This is a genomic window from Chania multitudinisentens RB-25 (assembly GCF_000520015.2).
Classification (GTDB): Bacteria; Pseudomonadota; Gammaproteobacteria; order Enterobacterales; family Enterobacteriaceae; genus Chania; species Chania multitudinisentens.
Genome location: NZ_CP007044.2, coordinates 5,361,954 through 5,380,329, shown reverse-complemented (window position 1 = coordinate 5,380,329; position 18,376 = coordinate 5,361,954). Strand labels below are relative to the sequence as shown.

Genomic DNA, 18,376 nt, shown 5'->3' with positions numbered 1-18,376 from the left:
CGCGATGCAAAAAAGGCATTAGTTGGTAAAATTTATTTTTAAACAAAATGATATACAAACAACCATAAATAAATTCAGATTAATGTACATAAAATCACTAAAATCGGTTAAAAAACGACATTTAAAAATGCGCATAAAGTCAGTATTGCTGGGAGGGAGATTTTTCCTGTGCATAAATTATTATTACGGATATTTCATCTGTTGCTAGAGATCTATAATAAGGAAGAGTTATGGTGCACCATGGGTCCAAAAAAACTTGTGATAAAGCTGCCGTTTCAAGCGGGCTAACGCTCGGGGAAATAGTGTGTTTTATTTTATATCTTATTGTATTTTATTTGTTTTTATCTGGTTGAATTATATTTAATTTCTATATTATAAAAATAATCTGAGTTGCAAGGAAATGTCAGGCTCGCGGGCCTTCAGGAGTATAGATAGCGCTGCGGCAGTGAGAGAAAGTGCAGCCAGCACACAGACGGTTTGGAGTATTACGGATATATTGGCGGAGATGATTAGGGCATATAAAAAGCTGGAAATATGATAAGAAAATTCTCATCATTTGATTGGTGGAATGATTTCATGAATGAGTCTGGTGAGTGACATAAGTCAGCAGTGCTTATCAGATTCGATACGCTTGAGGTCATTTTATCTGCCAAGTCTCCAGGCTGTTAACCCCTTTGGAGATGCTATCTCATTGAATTATCAGAATGAGCCATCTCCACAAGTTTTTTGCATAGACTGATTATCAGCAGCAATTATGTTAACTGGGCAAATTTGCCTGAGCCACTCAGTTTACTCGCTGAATAACCTGTTTGCCGCATTCTATGCGGATCTCGTTGATCAAATGCTTGGCTAAGGGAGTTAAAGAAGAATCTTGGCGATAAAGTAGGCTGTAATGGCCATCAGGGAGCTTTTCTTTCACCGGAATGGTGCAAAATAGTTTGTTTACAAAATCGATATCAAGCATTGCCAGTGGGCCAATAACCAAATAATCAGCCTCAAGCACTAATCGTTCGCCAACGGCTATCGAATCCCCCTTAAATATCGCATTTTCAGGCCCTTTTCCTTCGGGGAAAAGGAACAATTCAAGATCGTGGTAGTACCCAGCACCAGCAACGGGTAAATACCACTTGGCATTACGTAATTCTGCGAGAGAAGTGCTGTTAGCTAAAGGGTGCCCCTTTCTGGCAATAACACCAAACGGGCAGCTCAATAAAGGCTCTTCCACAAATTCCCCAAGAGAAATTTCTTCAGAGATGATACCGATAAAAAAATCCAATCTGCCGACACGTAGCGATGGTAGCAACTCCGATTGCTGCCCTTCATAAAGAGATATTTGTGCTTTAGGATACATTTTATGGATCCTTTGCATAACACTAGGAATAATGCTCAGTGTTTTGAGATGAGAGCAGCCAAATGAAACGGTTCCATGCTGTGATTGATTAACTTGTTTTATCTCATCTACCGCACGTTCAAGTTCATTTAGCACAAATTTCATACGTGTTTCGAAGAGCCGCCCCATATCAGTCAGAACCATGCCTCGGGTTCCCCTAACCATTAATGTTGCACCAAGCGTTGTTTCAAGCTCTTTAAGAGTGCGTGTTATACCAGGCTGTGTCTGATTTAAGGCTTTTGCTGCTGCTCGCACGCTACCATGCAAAATAATCGCTTCAAAAACCCTAAGATGACTGATTTTGGGGAGATTTGGCATAAGGCACCCTCTCTAGCTTTAGACGGAAAATTATAAAGTATCTGCTGCTCCCTCGCAAAAACCGGGGAGGATGTTTAGAAGTATAGTAGGAAGTCGTTTAATCTAAAGGTACATACGTGTGAGAAAGAGGTTTTAGTTTGCTCTGGTATCAGGCTCAGGCGCTGTAGTTCCCGTTTTTATTCTCTAAGAACTCATTGTTAATTAACTTCTATAACTTTAAATAATTTGAACCGCAGAGCGGTGGCAGGTTCCTGAAGAATCCCCAGAAGCATAGATAATTCTATAACTGGGGTATTCGTCATGTTAAAAAGGGAAAAATGCGGCCAGCGTTGCAGAGCAGTTTGCTGGTTTAATGTACAAACGTGTCCCCAAGTGCGGTAAAGGCCCCGCGAATCTCTTCTTCTGGTAAATCAATCCCGATAAACACCATGGTACTTTTACGCTTATCAGCGGGTAACCACTCGCGGTCCCAGTCAGCGTTATACAGACGCTGAACGCCCTGGAACAGTAATCGGCGTGGTTCGTCTTTTATCGATAAAATACCTTTATAACGTAACAAGTTGTCGGCAAATTTCAGCAGTAAATCTTCCATTACCTCAGATATCTGTATTAATTCCAGTGGCGGTATGTGATAGACCACAATTGACTGGATATTATTTTGTGGCTGTGGAATACGCCGAAATAGTGAGGGTGGTGTGGTTATGTTAAGGCGATCATTGAGTACAAACCCTTCAATATCGAATAAAAGGCTAAGATCAATATCACCGTGGGTGACGTTATAAATCGGTGCGCGAGCGTTCATTAGCTGTAAACGATGGAGCAAGGTGGCGTTATCCGGCGCAATGTCAGTTTTGGTTAGCAAAATACGATCGGCATAACCCACTTGCGCTTGGGAGATCGTGAACTGATTAAGTTGCTGCTCGGCATGTACGGCATCCACCAAGGTAATAATGCCATCCAGCAGGAAACGCTCACAGATGATAGCGTGGGAAAAAAACGTCTGGATGATCGGGCCGGGGTCGGCCATACCTGTGCATTCAATGATCAACCGATCAAACTCTAATTGGCCTTGATCAACGGCATCCAGTAAATCCAGCAGTGCATCCGCCAATTCGTTAGAGCGGCTGCAACAGATACAACCATTACTCAAAGTGGTGATACGGCTGGCGCGATCGCCAATCAGGGTGTTATCAATAGGGACTTCACCGAATTCATTTTCGATGACGGCGATTTTGTAACCGTGGTTTTCATTCAGGATGTGACGCAGCAGAGTCGTTTTGCCCGCGCCTAAAAAGCCAGTCAAAATAGTAACCGCAATGGGTTTCATGTCCTGTCCTTAATTCATGTTGATTAGCAACAGCGCATGCCACCTTTGCCGCTGCCACTGTAGCGAGCCTCCTGGCGTTCACGGAAAAACTCTTTATAGGTCATCACCGGTTTGCCCGGATGGTTGTCCTGCATATGTTGGACGTAGGTGTCGTAGTCAGGTACGCCGACTAACATACGTGCTGCTTGTCCTAAATATTTCCCAGCCTGACCAAGATTACCGAACATGTTGCTTCTCCAAAAATACCGTACTTTTACTTATGGAAGTGAACCAGTCAAAGAAGGAACTTCTCTTTTATGGTAAGAGGACGTCGGGTTGACTTTTAACCTTGGTTTTTTAGAACCATAGTACTGTTGACCATCAGGTATTCAGTTGCTTCCATTATGCAGGGTATCCAGTAAATCACCATCAATAGTGCGACGAAACTTTGATGTTCCCCCCAAGAATCGGCATGTCACACGTTTCCAAGAAGGTACATTGTGGTTTTTTACTGCTCTGGTGGGTTGAGACTATGGGAAATTACTCACTTTTACTTAGGGTAGATAAACCCACTGAGTGGTTTTGTCGTTACTTATTGCAGACTATGGCTACTTAATTTTAATTATATTCTTTTCTTTTCAAAATATAGGGCGCTACGATTTTAAGGAGAACAATAGTGTTATATGTCCTGAATAATTCGAGTTGTAGGGAAACGACTAAAAATATAACTTTAAGTATAATTAGAGTGGATGTTTTCCCCATGTATCGATATTTTCTTAGGAAGAAATACTCAGTTAGCCTTGTTATTTTACTGATAATCATGGTGCTCTTTGGTCGTTCACTGTTCCACCTGAAAAAGGATAGGCGATAGAATGCCCTCCTTGTGGGGAAGCCATGTTTGTCGATGGATAGAGCCGGTGATAGGTTGTTTTTCTATGGCTATTGTTCATCAGTAAAGGTTGTAATGAGCGGATATCAAGCTTCGCCAAAGCGGAACGTTTATGACAGCTTACCGTTTTTTCACTAATGTTGAGATCGTTGGCGACCTGGATTGCCGGTTGCCCGTTTAACAGCCGATGCAACACGGTCAATTCACGCTGAGTGAGCGCGGTGGTGGTAAGTTGCTCACGCTCGTATATCCCTACGTTAAAAAGAGAAGCGCTGAATAATTGGTGCTGCAACTGCTCTATAGGCAATGAAATATCTAGAAATGCCCAGATATTCTTGAAGCTACCAAGATAGCGTTGTAGCATTTTTATATATCTTTTTTCAGCGAGAAATAATATTTTACTGCTCGGAGATATTCTGGATATTTCTTCACAAATCAGATTGAGTAATGATACTGGATTATAATCGTCGTGGCTGAGTCCCACGATGACAATATCACCAGGTAGCGGTTTATTGATATCCGATTCGCTATGTTTTAACGTATTATCAATGAAAGCATTCTTTTCAGATGCAAACACATTATTGATTAACGTTGCCAAGCCAATGCGCGTGAAATGACACGCACATTGTAGCACGATCTTTTTTTGATTCATGACTTAATCCTGAGCCTCTAAATAGGCTTAATACTGCTTCCCCATTATGCTTTTGGGGTGATGATAAAGTTCAGTGTCTCGGAGTGCATACCTTCACTGGTTGATGCATTCTTGAACAAGTTTATTTTAGGCGTCCAACACATCTCGCTGCGTTTATCAACGCTGCTGGCGGCTTGCGATAAATTGATATACTTGGCAGTTGCTGTCGGGAAATCAAAATCATTCCCTGTTACCCCATCGTTGCTGCTTAACTGTAGGTTATAAGGCAATTGACTACTGCCGTTCTGCATCATAAACAGATTGCGCCCTCCTTGCTGGCTAGCGCTGTTGGTAACGCTCAACGCATAGGCTTTATCTTTTACACCGGCGGTGGCGTAACTGACACAAAAATTATTACTGGCAATATTTTTAATCGTTGCCTGATAACCATTTCCCACCGCTGCGACATCAGGTAAATCTTCTACATCCACCGTATTCAGTTCCCAGACTGCTGAGTTCAGCTTAAACTCCGGTTCTGGGGGCTCAAGTTTATCAATAGGCTCAATTGTGTCAGGGGGATTGGTCTCTATGCTCGCTCCTGTATAACAAGAGCCTGTTTTATTTGGAAATGCCCATGAAAGCAGGTCAACCATCCCCGATGTGTGGTATTCACGGTGGCGAATAAATAACCCTGGATAAGCCCCGTTATTGGCAGTAGAAATATTAACAGTTACCCATCCACTGCCGTAAATTATATTAGGGGTGGTTGTACTGGTACTCAGGATATCAAGGCGATCATTCCAAACCTTCACTTTCATTGATGATGGATTTGTTAGTGTTATTCCTGCTTGAGTCCAACCAGGAAGAACTGGAGGGCCAGAAGAATAACTTGGCAAACCTTTACTGTTCGCTCTGAGACCATAAACATAAACCCGATTATCTGTTGTTTCAACCGCACTGCCAGGAGATGCATATATATTAAGGTAGAACTTGGCCTGCCAAAGCTTGGGGCCGATGTTGTTGACCTCACAATTTCGAATCATCGGTGTGTACTGTGTGGCAGCAAGCACTGAGGGTGCCAGTGGTAACAACATAGCTCCCATCAGTAAATGAGATAATCTTGCAGTGATCTTCATATTAACTATTCCGTTAGCACATCGCGGCAAATAATAATGTGGCGCAGCGATGAAACATTATTCTGTGTTCCGGGCTGGCATGACCACCCCGATTTCCTGATATAACTGATTGAGGCACCTACACCTTCACTTCGAACAGCAATACCAGTTTTCCTTGGTAATTACCGGAAACCTCCCCCAGCACACCCAACGGCTGGCGTGTTTTCACCGATAGCAAATAGCTGCCCGTTGAAGTGTCACCTACCTGCAAGGTATTGCTGAAGTCCACTGGTGTCGCACTTAAGGGCTTCAAGGTGCTGGTGTTGCTGCCAAAGGAAACCTCTTCCGTGGTGAATGTCAGAGCTGGTTTGGTGGCATGAGTCAGTAACAGCGGCTGAGTGAGGGACACCATAAAATCACGTTCATTACGTATTTTCACCTCAACCGGCACCTGTACTTGATAGCGTGTTACGTCACTGCCTGCGCTGTTGCTTAAAGTCAAAATGTCATACCAACCGCCACCGGGTTTCTCCACCGTGATTTTTGGCAGGTTGGTCAGGGTCACTGTAATTGGCACCCCACCCAGCGCTGTCTCTGCCGCCTGTACTGCACTTCCCGACAGCAGCAAGAGTGCTGCCATCACCTGTTGCCATACCTTCATGGTCCTGTTCCCTTGGTTATCTGCTTTCATCTGACGCATTGCAGGCGGAATGGCTTGCCTTCCACCTGACCAGCCAGGTGCTGTGCCGCTATCTGTCTTGGCGTGCCCGGATAGACATTAAAATCCTCCACGCTCTGGTTATTCTGTTGCAGGCCGCTAAACCCAACCCGCACCGTGCCCGTAGCCTCCAGTTGCAGGCCACCCGCCGTACAGCGATGCTGCCAGGTGGCGGTCTGAGCTGCCGGTAACTGGCGTATTAACCCCTTGAACCCCAGATTGAGCAGCATCACGTTATCCTGCGTACCCTGAATACGGGCGTTCTGTTGCGGTATCACTGCCAGCCGGTAGACCTTTTCCTGTTCAGGGATTTTCAGCGCTTTTAATTGCACCGGCTTTTGTTGCCGTGGCCCTAACGAGAGTTTGAATGGCGTTGCATACAGATAGGGGTCTTTCACTATCCCCAACGGTATCAGTTGTTCCTCTTCCGGCGGTACGCCAGGATTAGCAACCTGATACAGCGTAATTTCGACAAACTCCGGCGTATCCCCGGTATTGCTCACTTGCACAGTAGTGTGCTCACTGTCCATGGCCATGATTTTCGGGCTGATATCAATCAACGCCTGTGCCGCCCCCCAGGGGAGGGTGCACAGCAACAGCCCCGCAACCTTATGGGCAGCGCACGTCAAACGGCTGGCCATCGGCACTTCCTTTCAATTGGGTTACCGGGAACACACGCGGCGTGTCAGGGAACACTTTCAGTTCGGCAGGCACACTGCCCGCCGGAACGGCCTGCAACGCAGTGAACAGAGAATGTACCGTTCCGGTGGCGGTCAGTTGCAATCCATTTGCGCTGCACTGGTGAGTCCAACCGTGTGTCTGTGCACCAGTTGGTGGTAGGTGGTGTACCAGTACGCCATAGGCGACGCCGAAGGTCAGTGGAGCACTGATTTTGTCTTTGCTCTCTTCGCCCACCACCTTGATGCTGGAAACCGGCACAACATACAGCCGGTACAGCGTTTCTCTCGCCGGAACTTTCAACGCTACCAGGTTGATATCACGCTTCTGGCCTGGCCCCAGCGTCAGTTTGGCTGGGTTGACCATCATCTCAGGCTGGGCGATTTCCCCAAGGGAGGTCTTACGCTCTGGGTCTTCACCAGGATTTTCCAGGCGCATCAGGTCAATTTTCAGATACAGGGGTTTGTCACCCAGGTTACTGACCTGCACGGTGCGGGTCTGCTGGCCTTCCACGGTGCTGCGCGCTGGCATCACCATCAACTGGCCATCGGCCTGTACCAGGTTGCTCAGTAACATTGCACCTGTTGCCAGGATAAAATGCGTTGCTTTGGTTATCTTTCTCATCATTTTCTTCTATCCAATTACCGGGTTATGAGGTGGCAATACCTTGGGTATCTGCTGTTTTCAGCCTGCTACACAGGTGTAGTAATTCCCTTTTGGCTGTGTCAGATCACAGATGTAGCGCCCCTGTTTGCCGTTGAGTGTCACCTCTTTCAATATAGTTGAGGATGTTACCGAGAACAGGCCGTTCGGGTGGACCGTATCACCTGTCTCTTTCAAGACTCCGCTGAGTGGTGTTCCGCGGTTGTCCACCAGGAAACCGTTGTACAGCAGGTTCATCTCCACCTCAGCCCGCACCGGATATACCTGCCCTGGGTGGGCGCGCACCACGTTGGCCGGCAGGCGGATATTCATGTCCACCCCCGCATCCACCGTTTGTGCACGGGCAAAGGTTACGTCCTGATAGCTCGCCAGCGGCACCGCATAGGTGCTGCCACCTGCTACCGGATGGCCGTCCACCCTGAAGCCGTATTTCGCCTTGCCCAGCTCCGGCGTGGTCACCAGCATTGCCGCCCCGCTCGGGCTGGTGCGCCCCAGCGCAATGCCGTCACGGCTGGCGGCCAACATGCCGTTGTAGTTGAAGCTGCCGCTGGTGATATGGTCATCGACCCCGACCCGCACCGAAGCATCTCCACGGGTGCCGCTGCGCCGGGCGTTCAGGCCCACCGCATTGCTGCGGCCGATTTCGCTGAAGTCCACGCCGGCATAGGTGGTGCCGGTGCTGTCTTCAAACTCGCGGGTGTAGCTGCCGCCGGTATGCAGCTTGCCGTTGTTGTAGGCGGCGTTCAGCGTGCCGGTATTACGGTCAAGCATGATGGTGGTGTTCAGGTACAACCCGTAATTGTTGCTGCTGTCGTTATACCCGCCTTTCTGTAACCCGGTAGAAATCACCGCCCACACCCCGTTACCGCGCCAGTTCCAGGTACTCTGCAACTGGTGACGCTCGCTGCGGGCATAGCGGCTGTAGTTATAGCCCAGCCGGGTTGGCCCGAACTGGCGGCTGTAGCCAAACGCGGTGCTGTTGTTGGCCGGATAGAACTCGGACACTGCCGTGTTCTGGTACTGCGAGGCGGTCAGGTAACCCAGTTGCTGGTTACCGGCGCTCAGGCTGGCATAGCCGCCGGTCGTCTTCTCACCGGCCATCACGCCCAGCGTTGGGGTGATGTCCACATCTGCCACCTGCATGGGGCGGGTGATATTGTGTTCCATCGCCCAGGCGCTGCCGGCGCCCTTGAGCAGGGCGCTGCTGGCGGCAAACCAGTTTGTCTGGAAACTGGCCCCGGCGCTAAGTACGTTCTTCTCGGTATCCAGTTCTTTACCCAGGGTAAGATACCAGCCACTGCCACCGCCGTAGTTGAGGTTGGCAATTTGCTGGTTCTCAGTGCTGACCACTTGCCCACTGCGGTTGACCAAGCGAATTTCCACGCTGTAGAACCCACCGGGGAGCTGGCTGTAATCAATCTCGTTACGGCCAATCACCGCCGGGAGGCGGCGGATAAGGCGGCCATCGCGGTAGAATTCATAGTCACCGTCGGCGGTGGCGAACAGCACCATTCTGCCGGCGGACTGGCTGTCGCGCTTCAGATTGTCCTGGCTGCCCAGCGTGACGAACTGGTCAAAGCTGGGGTTGAGCGAGGTGCTGACGCTGCCGGCAGCAAGGTCGCGGCTGTCCTGGCGGCCACTGCGCAGGTAGGTGGTGGCAAAGTTCTTTTGCAGATACCAGGTACTGACCCCCTGGTCGGTAGTGCGGGTGTCGAAGTTCTTGCTGTCGTTATAGAACCAGTTGAGATAGGCGTAGCTTTGCGCCGGTAGCCCCAAGTAGCCCTGCCCGTAGGCAGAAACGGCTTGATATTCGTTGGAGGCGGTGCGCACGTCCAGGGACTGGTTGTGGATGAAGCCCATCATGGTTTCAGGCTGCACGTAACGTTTTTTGCCGTCGGTGATGGTGAGCGACTGCTTGACCTTGTCCAGCGAGACGGTCTGGCCATTGACGGTGTAATCACAGCCATTGGGGCAGACGGCATAAGGGATCTGGGTTAGCACCTTGTTGAGCAGGTCAATCTGCTCGGGCGAGACACCGTTCTGGCGGAACAGGGCTTCATCAAAGGTCAGGCTATTTTTCTGGGCAGACCAACTGATGGGGCCAGGCAGGGGCTTGCTGTCAAGGGTGGCCAGAAACTGCATGGAATGGTCCTGCTCGGTCTCGGAGAAACCGGCGGGAACCTGATATTCTATCCGGGCTCCCTCAGCAAATGTGGCTGCTGACGGAGTCAGTAACAATAAACCTGTTGCCCATCCTGGGATAACTCTGCCCATCTATTTATATTCCGTATAGAAAGTAAAGTAATTCAGCAAATAACTTATTAACTATTAATACACAGTGTTCTTAATAGTTAATGAGTCATTTAATTACGAGTGATATCATTATGTTGGGGTGGGTTAAGCGCCATTGCTGTTAATTAAATAATGCGTTTCATTAATAAATTTGATATTTAGGGTTATCCGAAAATAACCCTATTAATTATCACATGAAAACGTTAATAAAACGTATTACTGCGTAATCTTATGGCTTTGGTTCAAACAGCATAACCAGATTACCCTGGTAGGAGCCGTTAGTTGTTGCACCAGCGTTGGTTGGAGCTTTAGCATTGATTTTCAGAGTGTAGGTGTTGTCAAAACCACCTGGTGCGATTGAAGTCTGAGTGATTTTCAGCGCAGTACCTTGAACAATCGGCTTACCTGCAAAGCTAACACCAACATCAGCCAATTGAGCGCCATCGTTACGAGCGATAATTGGATTTTGCACCAGAGACACGTTCACTTCGTTCTGAGTGGTGTAAACACGCACAGGCAGATCGTTAGAAGCGAATTCGGTCTGAGTGTAATCCTTAGGGAACAATTCTTCTTTGTCATACCAGGTGCTGCCGTCTGGCTTGGAAACGAAGATGGCATCGTTGATATTAGCAACGATAGTGATTTCTTTTTGCACACCAGTAGCTGCATGAGCCATTCCGGTGGACATAACAGCAGCGGCGACAACAGACAGAAGAATCTTTTTCATTGTTACTTTCCTTTTTACAAATTAAACGACGTCCTTATCATTAAGGAACATCTTTCAGCATGAGTTAAATAACTATTGTAATAAGAGTTATTTTCCCTTGGTTTTTAAAAAAACCACCAATTTAGTGTGCCTTTTATCATGAAGAGTGTGAACGAGTAAGCGATATTACGTTCAGGACACTTTTCGTTGACGGGCTGAACTATAAGAGTTATCTCGGATATTGAGGAGATGATATTTTGTTTTGTGCTATGCCTATATTTTATTTTTTTCAAAAAAGCTATTTAAAACAGCGTAATAAAATTTAATTAACATTATTTAAATAATAAAAATAACCATAATTAAGTATGGAGAATAACATTTTTTGCTCTACCAAATGGTTTTCTTATAATATGTGACAATCGTTTTAAATACCTCTCCACAATATTATAAAAAACTCAATATAACAGATGATGCATAAAAAAAATGACATCTGTTATTGTTCTGTCAAATTTGAAAGACTCGATGATTACCTCTAATTGTGTAGTATATCAATCAAAATTGACGCTATTCTTCCTCGGTATTACTCACATTGGGGGGGATCATGCCATATAAATAATTATTTTGGGGATGACTTTTTAGATAATCGGGTTAAAGCAACCAGTATGCGGGCGAACCTGTACCTTTCATGATAGGGGTATCCACGTACTTTGGGGTATCTAATAACCCCATACCGATGGGTATGGGGCTGAAATAATCAGAAATGCCAGGTAAAGCCCGTATTGATACGATTATCCTGATGATTTTGCGACAGCAGCCCACCGTAACCCAACGATAGCGTAGCGTTCTGGTTGAGCGCCAATTCTGTGCTGACTTTCAGCACGGCCCCATCGCGTGATACCGGCACGCTTTGGGTTACAAACGAGGTATTACTGCCGTTGAACCTCAATCCGGTATCTCGATCCCTTTCACCATATTGGTGTTGCCAGCCGATTTCACCACGCAGCGTGAGCGTTGCCGACTGGTTCATCTGCCATTGGCTATTGGCACGCAGACCGAGAGTGGAGGCCAGAGCTTCAGTGTGTTGTTTATCCGCGTGTAGTGCCGCTGCTCCGCCGTTCTCATCAATATCGTTGTTTTGGAAATTGATGTAGGCCAGGTTGGCGAAGGGTTCAAGGTGCCATGCTTCTGCCTTTAGGTTGTAGCCAGTCTCAGCAAAAAATTGTTGAGTTCGGGCGCTGTATTTGGCTGAAGCATTGTCAGATTGCATAGCGTAATTAATGGTGCGTGAGGTGCCGATGCGATGCCAGGTGTAGGTACTCCCGGCACGCAATGTCAGTTCACCAAACTGTTTGCTGCCATATGCCCCCAGGTGGTAGTTGTCACTGTTGGCGTTGGAACCATAACCACCGTCTAACGATGTGCGGGTGTAACCTGTAGCAATTCCAAGCTGTCCATTTTCGATAAAGCTGGAATCCAGCCCCAGCAAGACGCCATAGGTCGACGCCTGATAACCCGCGGCGTTTGCATCACCAGAGGCGTGGTTCCATGCTCCTAACAGTTGCACCCAGGCTCCCGCTTCACTGGCTTTGATGTCTGGAGAACTGGCTAACCCCTCGGCCTGACGCAGCCGCCCGTTCAGCGCTTCACGCAGGTAGCGGCTATCGTTCATTTGGGTTGATGCAATGTCAGCATGAATCTGCCCCGACAGTTGACGGAATACCTGTCGAGCTTCTTCAGGCGTATTGAGCGTTAAGAGGCTCTCATACACCGGGTTGCCTGCGGCCAGTGTTTCAGCGGCTACTGCAATCTTGTGCTGGTTCTGGGTCTGTGCTACGTCAGAGAACGCCGTGGTGTTGCGCCCTACGTTCAGTGTGATCTGATTGGCTTGATAACTCAGCGTGCTGCCAAGAAACAGATAATCAGGCTGCACGTTGTCAAATTGCCCACTGATGCCTTGCTGTGCCGTAAGGATAGTATATTGCTGGCCCAGCAGGCTGCGTACTTCACTCTGGTTCAGCAGATTACCTCGATTTTCCAGCGCGACCTCGACCGTGCCGCCGTTCAGCACGGCAGCCCCAGCACTCTGGAGCCGATCGCTGCGCCCATCTGTGGCTACTTCTACGGCGTAATGCGCTCCTGGTGCAAAAGTAACGTTATTCTGCACCAGCAGAGTGCCAATGGAGTTGCCGGGAGCGATAACCGCCCCAGAAAGTGCGGCCAACGCGCCAACCGTGCCGGAACCGCCGAGCCATGCCCCATCATTGACTGTGACGGTTGAGTTGCCGTGATAACCGTTGATGATCAAAGCACCGCCAGCAATTTCTGTTGTTCCTGAAAAGCTGTTGTTGCCAGTGAGTTCGAGGATACCAGAGCCGTTTTTCACCAAACTACCGTGGCCAGCGATGTCATTATTCCAGGCATCATAGGCGTTGAACCCACCTTGGCTGGCGTCCATGGTGATTGCGACATTGCTGTTGAATGCGCCATAGCCATCGGCAGCAGCATAGAGGTTGAGGCGTGCCCAGCCTGAGCCGTTATCAAGCGCATGCCCGGATTCGATTTCCGTGGTGGCGAGCACATCGCGCCGCTGTTCGGCGCTCAGGTATGGGAACCGGCTGGCAATCAGGATCTCGGCGCCTTCCGGCACCACAGGGGCGAGATCTGTTGGGCCGACGGGGGTCAAACCATACGTTAAACGATAGGTATAATCAGCCTTGTTGCGCGCGGCTTCCTGTAAGCGTTGCGCCTGGTCGGCGGCTGAGCAGGCAGCTAGCGAGGTGCCACAGCCTTGTTCCAGCAGGGTACGCAGGTCCGTTTGTGCGGCGAGTGTTAACGCCTGAAAATCGTTGGTGGTAGTGATTGGCGAACCCAAGATTCCTGCGATGTTTTTCCCCAGATAATCCGGGTTGTTGTTGAGGATTTGCGCCATGGCGTAGGTGGTCATGATACGGGCACCGATAATATCCAGTGCATAGTGGGCACCCAATGTGACACGGCTGTTGCCGTATTCTGATCCGCGCAGCAGAAACTCTTGAAAACGCTCTGGCACCATCTCCGCAAACAGATAGGTGCTGGCGAAGCCGAAAGCCGTGTGGCCGCTGGGAAAAGACGCATTCCCTTTGAGCGTTGGCAGGATTGATATTGCGCTGTCGGTTTGGGTTCCAAAGAAATCTGGGGCGATAAAGCTCTCAATACGGCCTGGTGTGACCTGCACCGGGCGTGAATTCCCCACCGTATTGCGGTTTTCTTCGGAAGGACTATAGGCCAGATCGTAAACGTTATAAATCCCCCTTTCTGGCAGGCTGATCCCGCTGGCAGGCATGGCCGGGTTACCGTTTGCACTGCCGTTGGCAAAATAGTTTTTGGCAAAACTCGAATCCATCTGGATCAGCGCATTAACCTGCGAGAAAAGTGCGGCAAAGTTTGAGGAAAACGTGGTTGCTGTATAGGTTGCCGTATTAATGCTGTTGTTGGCGGAGAAGATTTCGCTCATCTTCGGCCCCAGCGCATTGGCCACCAGCAAGCCATTATTCATTGAGCCGATCAGGGCGGCGATAGTATTGTCTGAGATCGCCCTGGCGCGCTGGGCAGCGGAAGAATGATTGTTGATCGCGATTGACGTGGTGAGATTATCGGCAAGAACTTGGCGGCCTTCTACATTGTTGTTTAGCTGGCTGAAACCAGAGAGCAGCTCTGTTGCCTTGATGGTGCGGGTATCAACGGAATAAGCAGGTGCGACAGAAAAAACAGCCGTAACCGCTATGGCGGAAATTGTTATATTTTTCAGCATTATTAATCATCCCTAATAAACCTATGAATTTTCACGGCAATTTATTAACAGCTTTTGATGGCATTTTTATGAATGCGCTCTGCCTGGATGATGAATAACTGGAGTACAGATTAATGGATTGGTGGTGTATCTCCTTGGTGAATAGAAAGGGGCGCCATAGCGCCCCAAGATGTTAGTTACTTCAACGCAATACGAATGACATCATCTGGCTCGGTAGCTTCTTTCTCGCGGCTGGCTGCCTGCTTGATGCTTACATACAGCGTCTGGCCATCCGGTGACAACGCCAGGCTGTTTGGGTGCACCGGCGTCTTGAAGGTGGTCAGCAGCTTGTAATTTTTGGCATCGATCACGCTCACCGTACCCGCTTTACGGTGGGTAACATACACTTCATCACGCGCCGGATTAAACAGGACGGCCAACGATTCCGGTACGTCGATCTGCTGCAACACATTGCCATTACGGGTATCGACCACCAAGACCTGCGGCTGTTTGGAATCGGTGATAAAGGCGCGGTGCGTGGCCGGGTCCAGGCTGATATTCAGGAAGAAATGCTCTTTTGACGCGTCGAGTTTTTTACGTGAGGCAATCTGGTGGGTTTTGGTATCGATAGTGACCAGTTCACCATCGGCATTGGTGACGTACAGGCGGCTGGCTGCGGCATCCAGCGCCAGGCCAGTTCCCAATTTCCCGGTATCGGTGATGGTGGTGCGCAGGGTCAGATCTTTACCATCCACCACCCACACTACGCTGGAATCACCCAAGCCAGTGATATAAAGGGTATCGGTTGTGGCGTCGGCCACCAGTTCACGCGGAGCCAACGGTTTCACCGTATCAGAACGTTTGCGCGCATCCAGCACCAGGCGGCCTTTCACGTCGCCGGTTTTGCCATCAATCGCGGTTACCGAATTATTGACGGTATTACCAAAGTAGAGGGTATTGGTTTGAGGGTTGATGGCTGCGCCAAACGGCTTGATATCGTTATGAATGACCTGCGTGACGTCCAGAGTTTGCGGGTCAAGGCGATAGACGATCCCACCTTTATCCAGCTTACGGCTCTGCGAGGTGGCCAGATACAGCGCGTTTTCGCTTGGGCTGTACACCATCTCGTAAGCCCCTTTACCAATGGGTTTGCGCAGGACTTCTGGCTCAGTCTGCGCCTGCGGCGCGGTGGAAAACATCAGGGTGGAGAGCAGCAGCAAAGGGGAAAGTACCCGCCCGCTAAACCGGCGATGGGTTGTCAGTGTTGTGTTCATACAAGCTCCATTTCACAAAATACAGGTCACCACAGGGCAACAGGCTCCTGTGGCCAAATCAGGCTCAACATTGAATCAAAAGCGAGAAAGTGAGCGGTCATCGCGTGGCATGCCGATCTTTTTGTTTGGGAATGATAATCATTATTTTTCAAGAAAGGGAGTATTTTCAGCTTGCAGGCGGCAAAAGGGATGGTTGAGGCTAATATTCACCGGCTTTGATCGTATCGGCCAACGCTTGTGCCGCCGTTGAAAGGCGATGCTGTGTCAATCTGATCAACCCCACCCGTCTTTCAATTACGGGGCCAACCAAAGGCACGCAATAGGCTCCCAATTCCCGCATTTGCTTCACACACAGTGCCGGAACCGCACTGGCGCCTAGCCCGTTTGCTACCATCCGGCCTACCGTCACCAACTGATGGCTTTCAAATGCCACTTCCAGTTTTTTTCCACTGCGCAGCAGCTCTTGTTCCAATAACAACCGCACTGCGGAAGGGCGTTGCAAAGTAATGAAATCCAGCGTCAGCAATTCTCGCCAGGTGACCTGAGCTTTACTGGTAAACGGTGAGTTTTTGGACACGACGGCGACAAAACGATCGGTACACAGCGGAGTGAAATGCAGGGTATCGCTGGGCTCAGGTTCAAAGGCAATCCCGATTTCTACACGCCCTTCACGGATCATTTCGAACACCTGTTCATTAATCACGTCATGTACAGCGACGTTGATACCTGCATAGCGATCGCGAAAGGTCTTCAGGAGTGGCGGGAGTTGGTTAGCAGCAAAAGAGGGCATGGCCGCAATGGCAACTTTCCCCAGTTGCAGGGTAAAACGCTGGCGCAGTGCTTCTTCCACATTATCCCAATCGGCCAGCAGTTGCCGGGCCAGGGGGAATAGAGTGGCTCCTTCCGGCGTTAACGCCACGCGGCGGGTGGTGCGCAGCAATAATTGTCCTCCAAGCGTGTCTTCCAGCCCGCGAATGGCCAGGCTTAATGCGGGTTGCGAAATATTCAGTTGTTCGCTTGCCTGCGCAAAGCTAAGAGTGTGAGCTACCGCTAAAAATGCACGTAACTGCTTAACGCTCATTTTCATTTTTGAGTCTATTAACCATTTGTTAAATAATGATTAACGTTATATTAATAAAAATTTCAAATCAATAGAGCATAAAAACAAAATTAACAAATCATTTTTGTGCCTTGATGATGCCCTCAGGTTGGTGAAGGCATATCGCTTTCGCCACTTAATCATCAGAGGCAAGCGTATGGCAGGGCTCGATAAACGTGTCAGTAGCTATCAGGAAGCGCTGGAAGGCCTGACGGATAATATGACGGTATTGGCTGGTGGCTTTGGCCTGTGCGGTATTCCAGAAAACCTGATCAACGAAGTTCGCCGCCGTGGGGTGCAAGGCTTGACGGTGGTTTCAAATAATTGCGGCGTTGACGGTTTTGGCCTTGGCCTGCTGCTGGAGAACCGGCAAATCCGCAAAATCATTGCTTCTTACGTGGGTGAAAACGCCCTGTTCGAACAACAGGCGATCAGCGGTGAACTGGAAGTTGAGCTGACCCCACAAGGTTCGCTGGCAGAGAAGATCCGCGCCGGTGGTGCTGGTATTCCGGCATTTTTTACCGCAACGGGTTATGGCACACAGGTTGCCGCAGGCAAAGAAGTTCGCGAGTTTAATGGCCGCCATTACATTCTGGAACCGGCTATCACCGGCGATTTCGCCATCATCAAAGGCTGGAAGGCCGATCACTACGGCAATGTGGTTTATCGGCATACCGCACAGAATTTTAATCCACTGATGGCGACTGCTGGGCGGATCACCGTGGTGGAAGTCGAAGAGATCGTCGCGCCCGGCGAATTGGACCCCGCAGCGATCCACACCCCCGGTATTTATGTTGATCGCCTGATTCAGGGCACTTTTGAAAAGCGCATAGAACAGCGCACCCTTCGCTTCTGAGGAGAACTCAATGCTTACCCGTGAACAGATGGCGCAACGCGTAGCGCAGGAATTGCGTGATGGTGACTACGTGAACCTGGGGATCGGCATCCCAACGCTGGTAGCCAACTATGTCCCGCAGGGGATGGATGTGATGTTGCAGTCTGAAAATGGCCTGTTAGGGATGGGGGAGTTTCCCACCGCAGCCCAACTGGATGCTGACATGATCAATGCGGGCAAACAAACCGTCACTGCGCGCAGGGGGGCAGCCATTTTCGATTCAGCGCAATCGTTCGCCATGATCCGTGGCGGGCATGTGGATCTCACCGTATTAGGGGCGTTCGAAGTGGATGTGGCGGGCAATATCGCCTCATGGATGATCCCCGGCAAACTGGTGAAAGGCATGGGTGGGGCGATGGATCTGGTAGCAGGGGCGGAAAACATCATCGTAATGATGACGCATGCGGCAAAAAATGGTGAATCCAAGCTGTTGCCGCGTTGCACGTTGCCGCTCACCGGTGCCCATTGCATCCGTAAGGTATTGACCGATTTAGCTTATCTGGAGATTGAGCAGGGGGCGTTTGTCCTGCGTGAACGGGCGCCAGGAGTCAGTGTGGAAGAAATCATGGCTAAAACGGCGGGTACCCTGGTGGTGCCGAAGCAGGTTCCTGAAATGCGTTTTTGCTAATGGAG

Annotated in this window: 15 protein-coding genes; 2 read left to right on the top strand and 13 right to left on the bottom strand. The window is 49.3% G+C overall.

The window, feature by feature from the left end:
• Window positions 1-784: 784 nt before the first annotated feature.
• The 13 genes from Z042_RS23935 to Z042_RS23870 all read right to left on the bottom strand — a co-directional run bounded on the left by Z042_RS23935 (window position 785) and on the right by Z042_RS23870 (window position 16,836).
• Window positions 785-1,708, bottom strand: a complete 924-nt coding sequence (locus Z042_RS23935) for a LysR substrate-binding domain-containing protein (protein WP_024912124.1) — start codon at window positions 1,706-1,708, stop codon at window positions 785-787.
• A gap of 349 nt (window positions 1,709-2,057) precedes the next feature.
• Window positions 2,058-3,035, bottom strand: coding sequence for a GTPase (gene yjiA / locus Z042_RS23930; RefSeq protein WP_024912123.1), 978 nt, complete (start codon window positions 3,033-3,035; stop codon window positions 2,058-2,060).
• A gap of 23 nt (window positions 3,036-3,058) precedes the next feature.
• Window positions 3,059-3,262: a YbdD/YjiX family protein gene (locus Z042_RS23925; protein ID WP_024912122.1), complete on the bottom strand. Its 204-nt coding sequence runs from the start codon at window positions 3,260-3,262 to the stop codon at window positions 3,059-3,061.
• A 570-nt stretch (window positions 3,263-3,832) separates the two neighbouring features.
• Window positions 3,833-4,555, bottom strand: a complete 723-nt coding sequence (locus Z042_RS24665; RefSeq protein ID WP_024912120.1) for a helix-turn-helix transcriptional regulator — start codon at window positions 4,553-4,555, stop codon at window positions 3,833-3,835.
• Between the two features lie 44 nt (window positions 4,556-4,599).
• Complete coding sequence (locus Z042_RS23910; protein ID WP_154667021.1) at window positions 4,600-5,670, bottom strand: hypothetical protein; 1,071 nt, start codon at window positions 5,668-5,670, stop codon at window positions 4,600-4,602.
• A gap of 118 nt (window positions 5,671-5,788) precedes the next feature.
• Entirely contained in the window at window positions 5,789-6,310 is a 522-nt protein-coding gene (locus Z042_RS23905; RefSeq protein WP_154667020.1) for a hypothetical protein, read from the bottom strand.
• 26 nt (window positions 6,311-6,336) lie between these two features.
• Complete coding sequence (locus tag Z042_RS23900; protein WP_045784812.1) at window positions 6,337-7,008, bottom strand: fimbrial biogenesis chaperone; 672 nt, start codon at window positions 7,006-7,008, stop codon at window positions 6,337-6,339.
• Window positions 6,977-7,672 (bottom strand): hypothetical protein, encoded by a 696-nt coding sequence (locus Z042_RS23895; protein ID WP_024912116.1) that lies wholly within the window; start codon window positions 7,670-7,672, stop codon window positions 6,977-6,979. The genes Z042_RS23900 and Z042_RS23895 overlap by 32 nt, the downstream gene beginning before the upstream one ends.
• Before the next feature lie 57 nt (window positions 7,673-7,729).
• Window positions 7,730-9,982 (bottom strand): TcfC E-set like domain-containing protein, encoded by a 2,253-nt coding sequence (locus Z042_RS23890; RefSeq protein ID WP_024912115.1) that lies wholly within the window; start codon window positions 9,980-9,982, stop codon window positions 7,730-7,732.
• A 247-nt stretch (window positions 9,983-10,229) separates the two neighbouring features.
• The gene (locus Z042_RS23885) at window positions 10,230-10,727 is read right to left on the bottom strand and encodes a CS1 type fimbrial major subunit (RefSeq protein ID WP_024912114.1); all 498 of its coding nucleotides are present in this window, start codon (window positions 10,725-10,727) and stop codon (window positions 10,230-10,232) included.
• A 733-nt stretch (window positions 10,728-11,460) separates the two neighbouring features.
• Window positions 11,461-14,496 (bottom strand): autotransporter outer membrane beta-barrel domain-containing protein, encoded by a 3,036-nt coding sequence (locus Z042_RS23880; RefSeq protein WP_024912113.1) that lies wholly within the window; start codon window positions 14,494-14,496, stop codon window positions 11,461-11,463.
• A gap of 176 nt (window positions 14,497-14,672) precedes the next feature.
• Window positions 14,673-15,674, bottom strand: coding sequence for a 7-bladed beta-propeller protein YncE (gene yncE / locus Z042_RS23875; protein WP_417903548.1), 1,002 nt, complete (start codon window positions 15,672-15,674; stop codon window positions 14,673-14,675).
• 274 nt (window positions 15,675-15,948) lie between these two features.
• Window positions 15,949-16,836: a LysR family transcriptional regulator gene (locus tag Z042_RS23870; protein WP_024912111.1), complete on the bottom strand. Its 888-nt coding sequence runs from the start codon at window positions 16,834-16,836 to the stop codon at window positions 15,949-15,951.
• A gap of 169 nt (window positions 16,837-17,005) precedes the next feature.
• Between Z042_RS23870 and Z042_RS23865 the strand changes: the two genes are divergently transcribed.
• The gene (locus Z042_RS23865; protein ID WP_024912110.1) at window positions 17,006-17,704 is read left to right on the top strand and encodes a CoA transferase subunit A; all 699 of its coding nucleotides are present in this window, start codon (window positions 17,006-17,008) and stop codon (window positions 17,702-17,704) included.
• A 10-nt stretch (window positions 17,705-17,714) separates the two neighbouring features.
• On the top strand, window positions 17,715-18,371 hold the full coding sequence (locus Z042_RS23860; protein ID WP_024912109.1) for a CoA transferase subunit B: 657 nt from the start codon (window positions 17,715-17,717) through the stop codon (window positions 18,369-18,371).
• Window positions 18,372-18,376: the final 5 nt, after the last annotated feature.

Excerpts from the sequence above, each read along its gene's own strand:
- Z042_RS23935 (WP_024912124.1), bottom strand. The coding sequence starts at position 1,708 with ATGCCAAATCTCCCCAAAATCAGTCATCTTAGGGTTTTTGAAGCGATT.
- yjiA (WP_024912123.1), bottom strand. The coding sequence starts at position 3,035 with ATGAAACCCATTGCGGTTACTATTTTGACTGGCTTTTTAGGCGCGGGC.
- Z042_RS23925 (WP_024912122.1), bottom strand. The coding sequence starts at position 3,262 with ATGTTCGGTAATCTTGGTCAGGCTGGGAAATATTTAGGACAAGCAGCA.
- Z042_RS24665 (WP_024912120.1), bottom strand. The coding sequence starts at position 4,555 with ATGAATCAAAAAAAGATCGTGCTACAATGTGCGTGTCATTTCACGCGC.
- Z042_RS23910 (WP_154667021.1), bottom strand. The coding sequence starts at position 5,670 with ATGAAGATCACTGCAAGATTATCTCATTTACTGATGGGAGCTATGTTG.
- Z042_RS23905 (WP_154667020.1), bottom strand. The coding sequence starts at position 6,310 with ATGAAGGTATGGCAACAGGTGATGGCAGCACTCTTGCTGCTGTCGGGA.
- Z042_RS23900 (WP_045784812.1), bottom strand. The coding sequence starts at position 7,008 with ATGGCCAGCCGTTTGACGTGCGCTGCCCATAAGGTTGCGGGGCTGTTG.
- Z042_RS23895 (WP_024912116.1), bottom strand. The coding sequence starts at position 7,672 with ATGATGAGAAAGATAACCAAAGCAACGCATTTTATCCTGGCAACAGGT.
- Z042_RS23890 (WP_024912115.1), bottom strand. The coding sequence starts at position 9,982 with ATGGGCAGAGTTATCCCAGGATGGGCAACAGGTTTATTGTTACTGACT.
- Z042_RS23885 (WP_024912114.1), bottom strand. The coding sequence starts at position 10,727 with ATGAAAAAGATTCTTCTGTCTGTTGTCGCCGCTGCTGTTATGTCCACC.
- Z042_RS23880 (WP_024912113.1), bottom strand. The coding sequence starts at position 14,496 with ATGCTGAAAAATATAACAATTTCCGCCATAGCGGTTACGGCTGTTTTT.
- yncE (WP_417903548.1), bottom strand. The coding sequence starts at position 15,674 with ATGTTTTCCACCGCGCCGCAGGCGCAGACTGAGCCAGAAGTCCTGCGC.
- Z042_RS23870 (WP_024912111.1), bottom strand. The coding sequence starts at position 16,836 with ATGAAAATGAGCGTTAAGCAGTTACGTGCATTTTTAGCGGTAGCTCAC.
- Z042_RS23865 (WP_024912110.1), top strand. The coding sequence starts at position 17,006 with ATGGCAGGGCTCGATAAACGTGTCAGTAGCTATCAGGAAGCGCTGGAA.
- Z042_RS23860 (WP_024912109.1), top strand. The coding sequence starts at position 17,715 with ATGCTTACCCGTGAACAGATGGCGCAACGCGTAGCGCAGGAATTGCGT.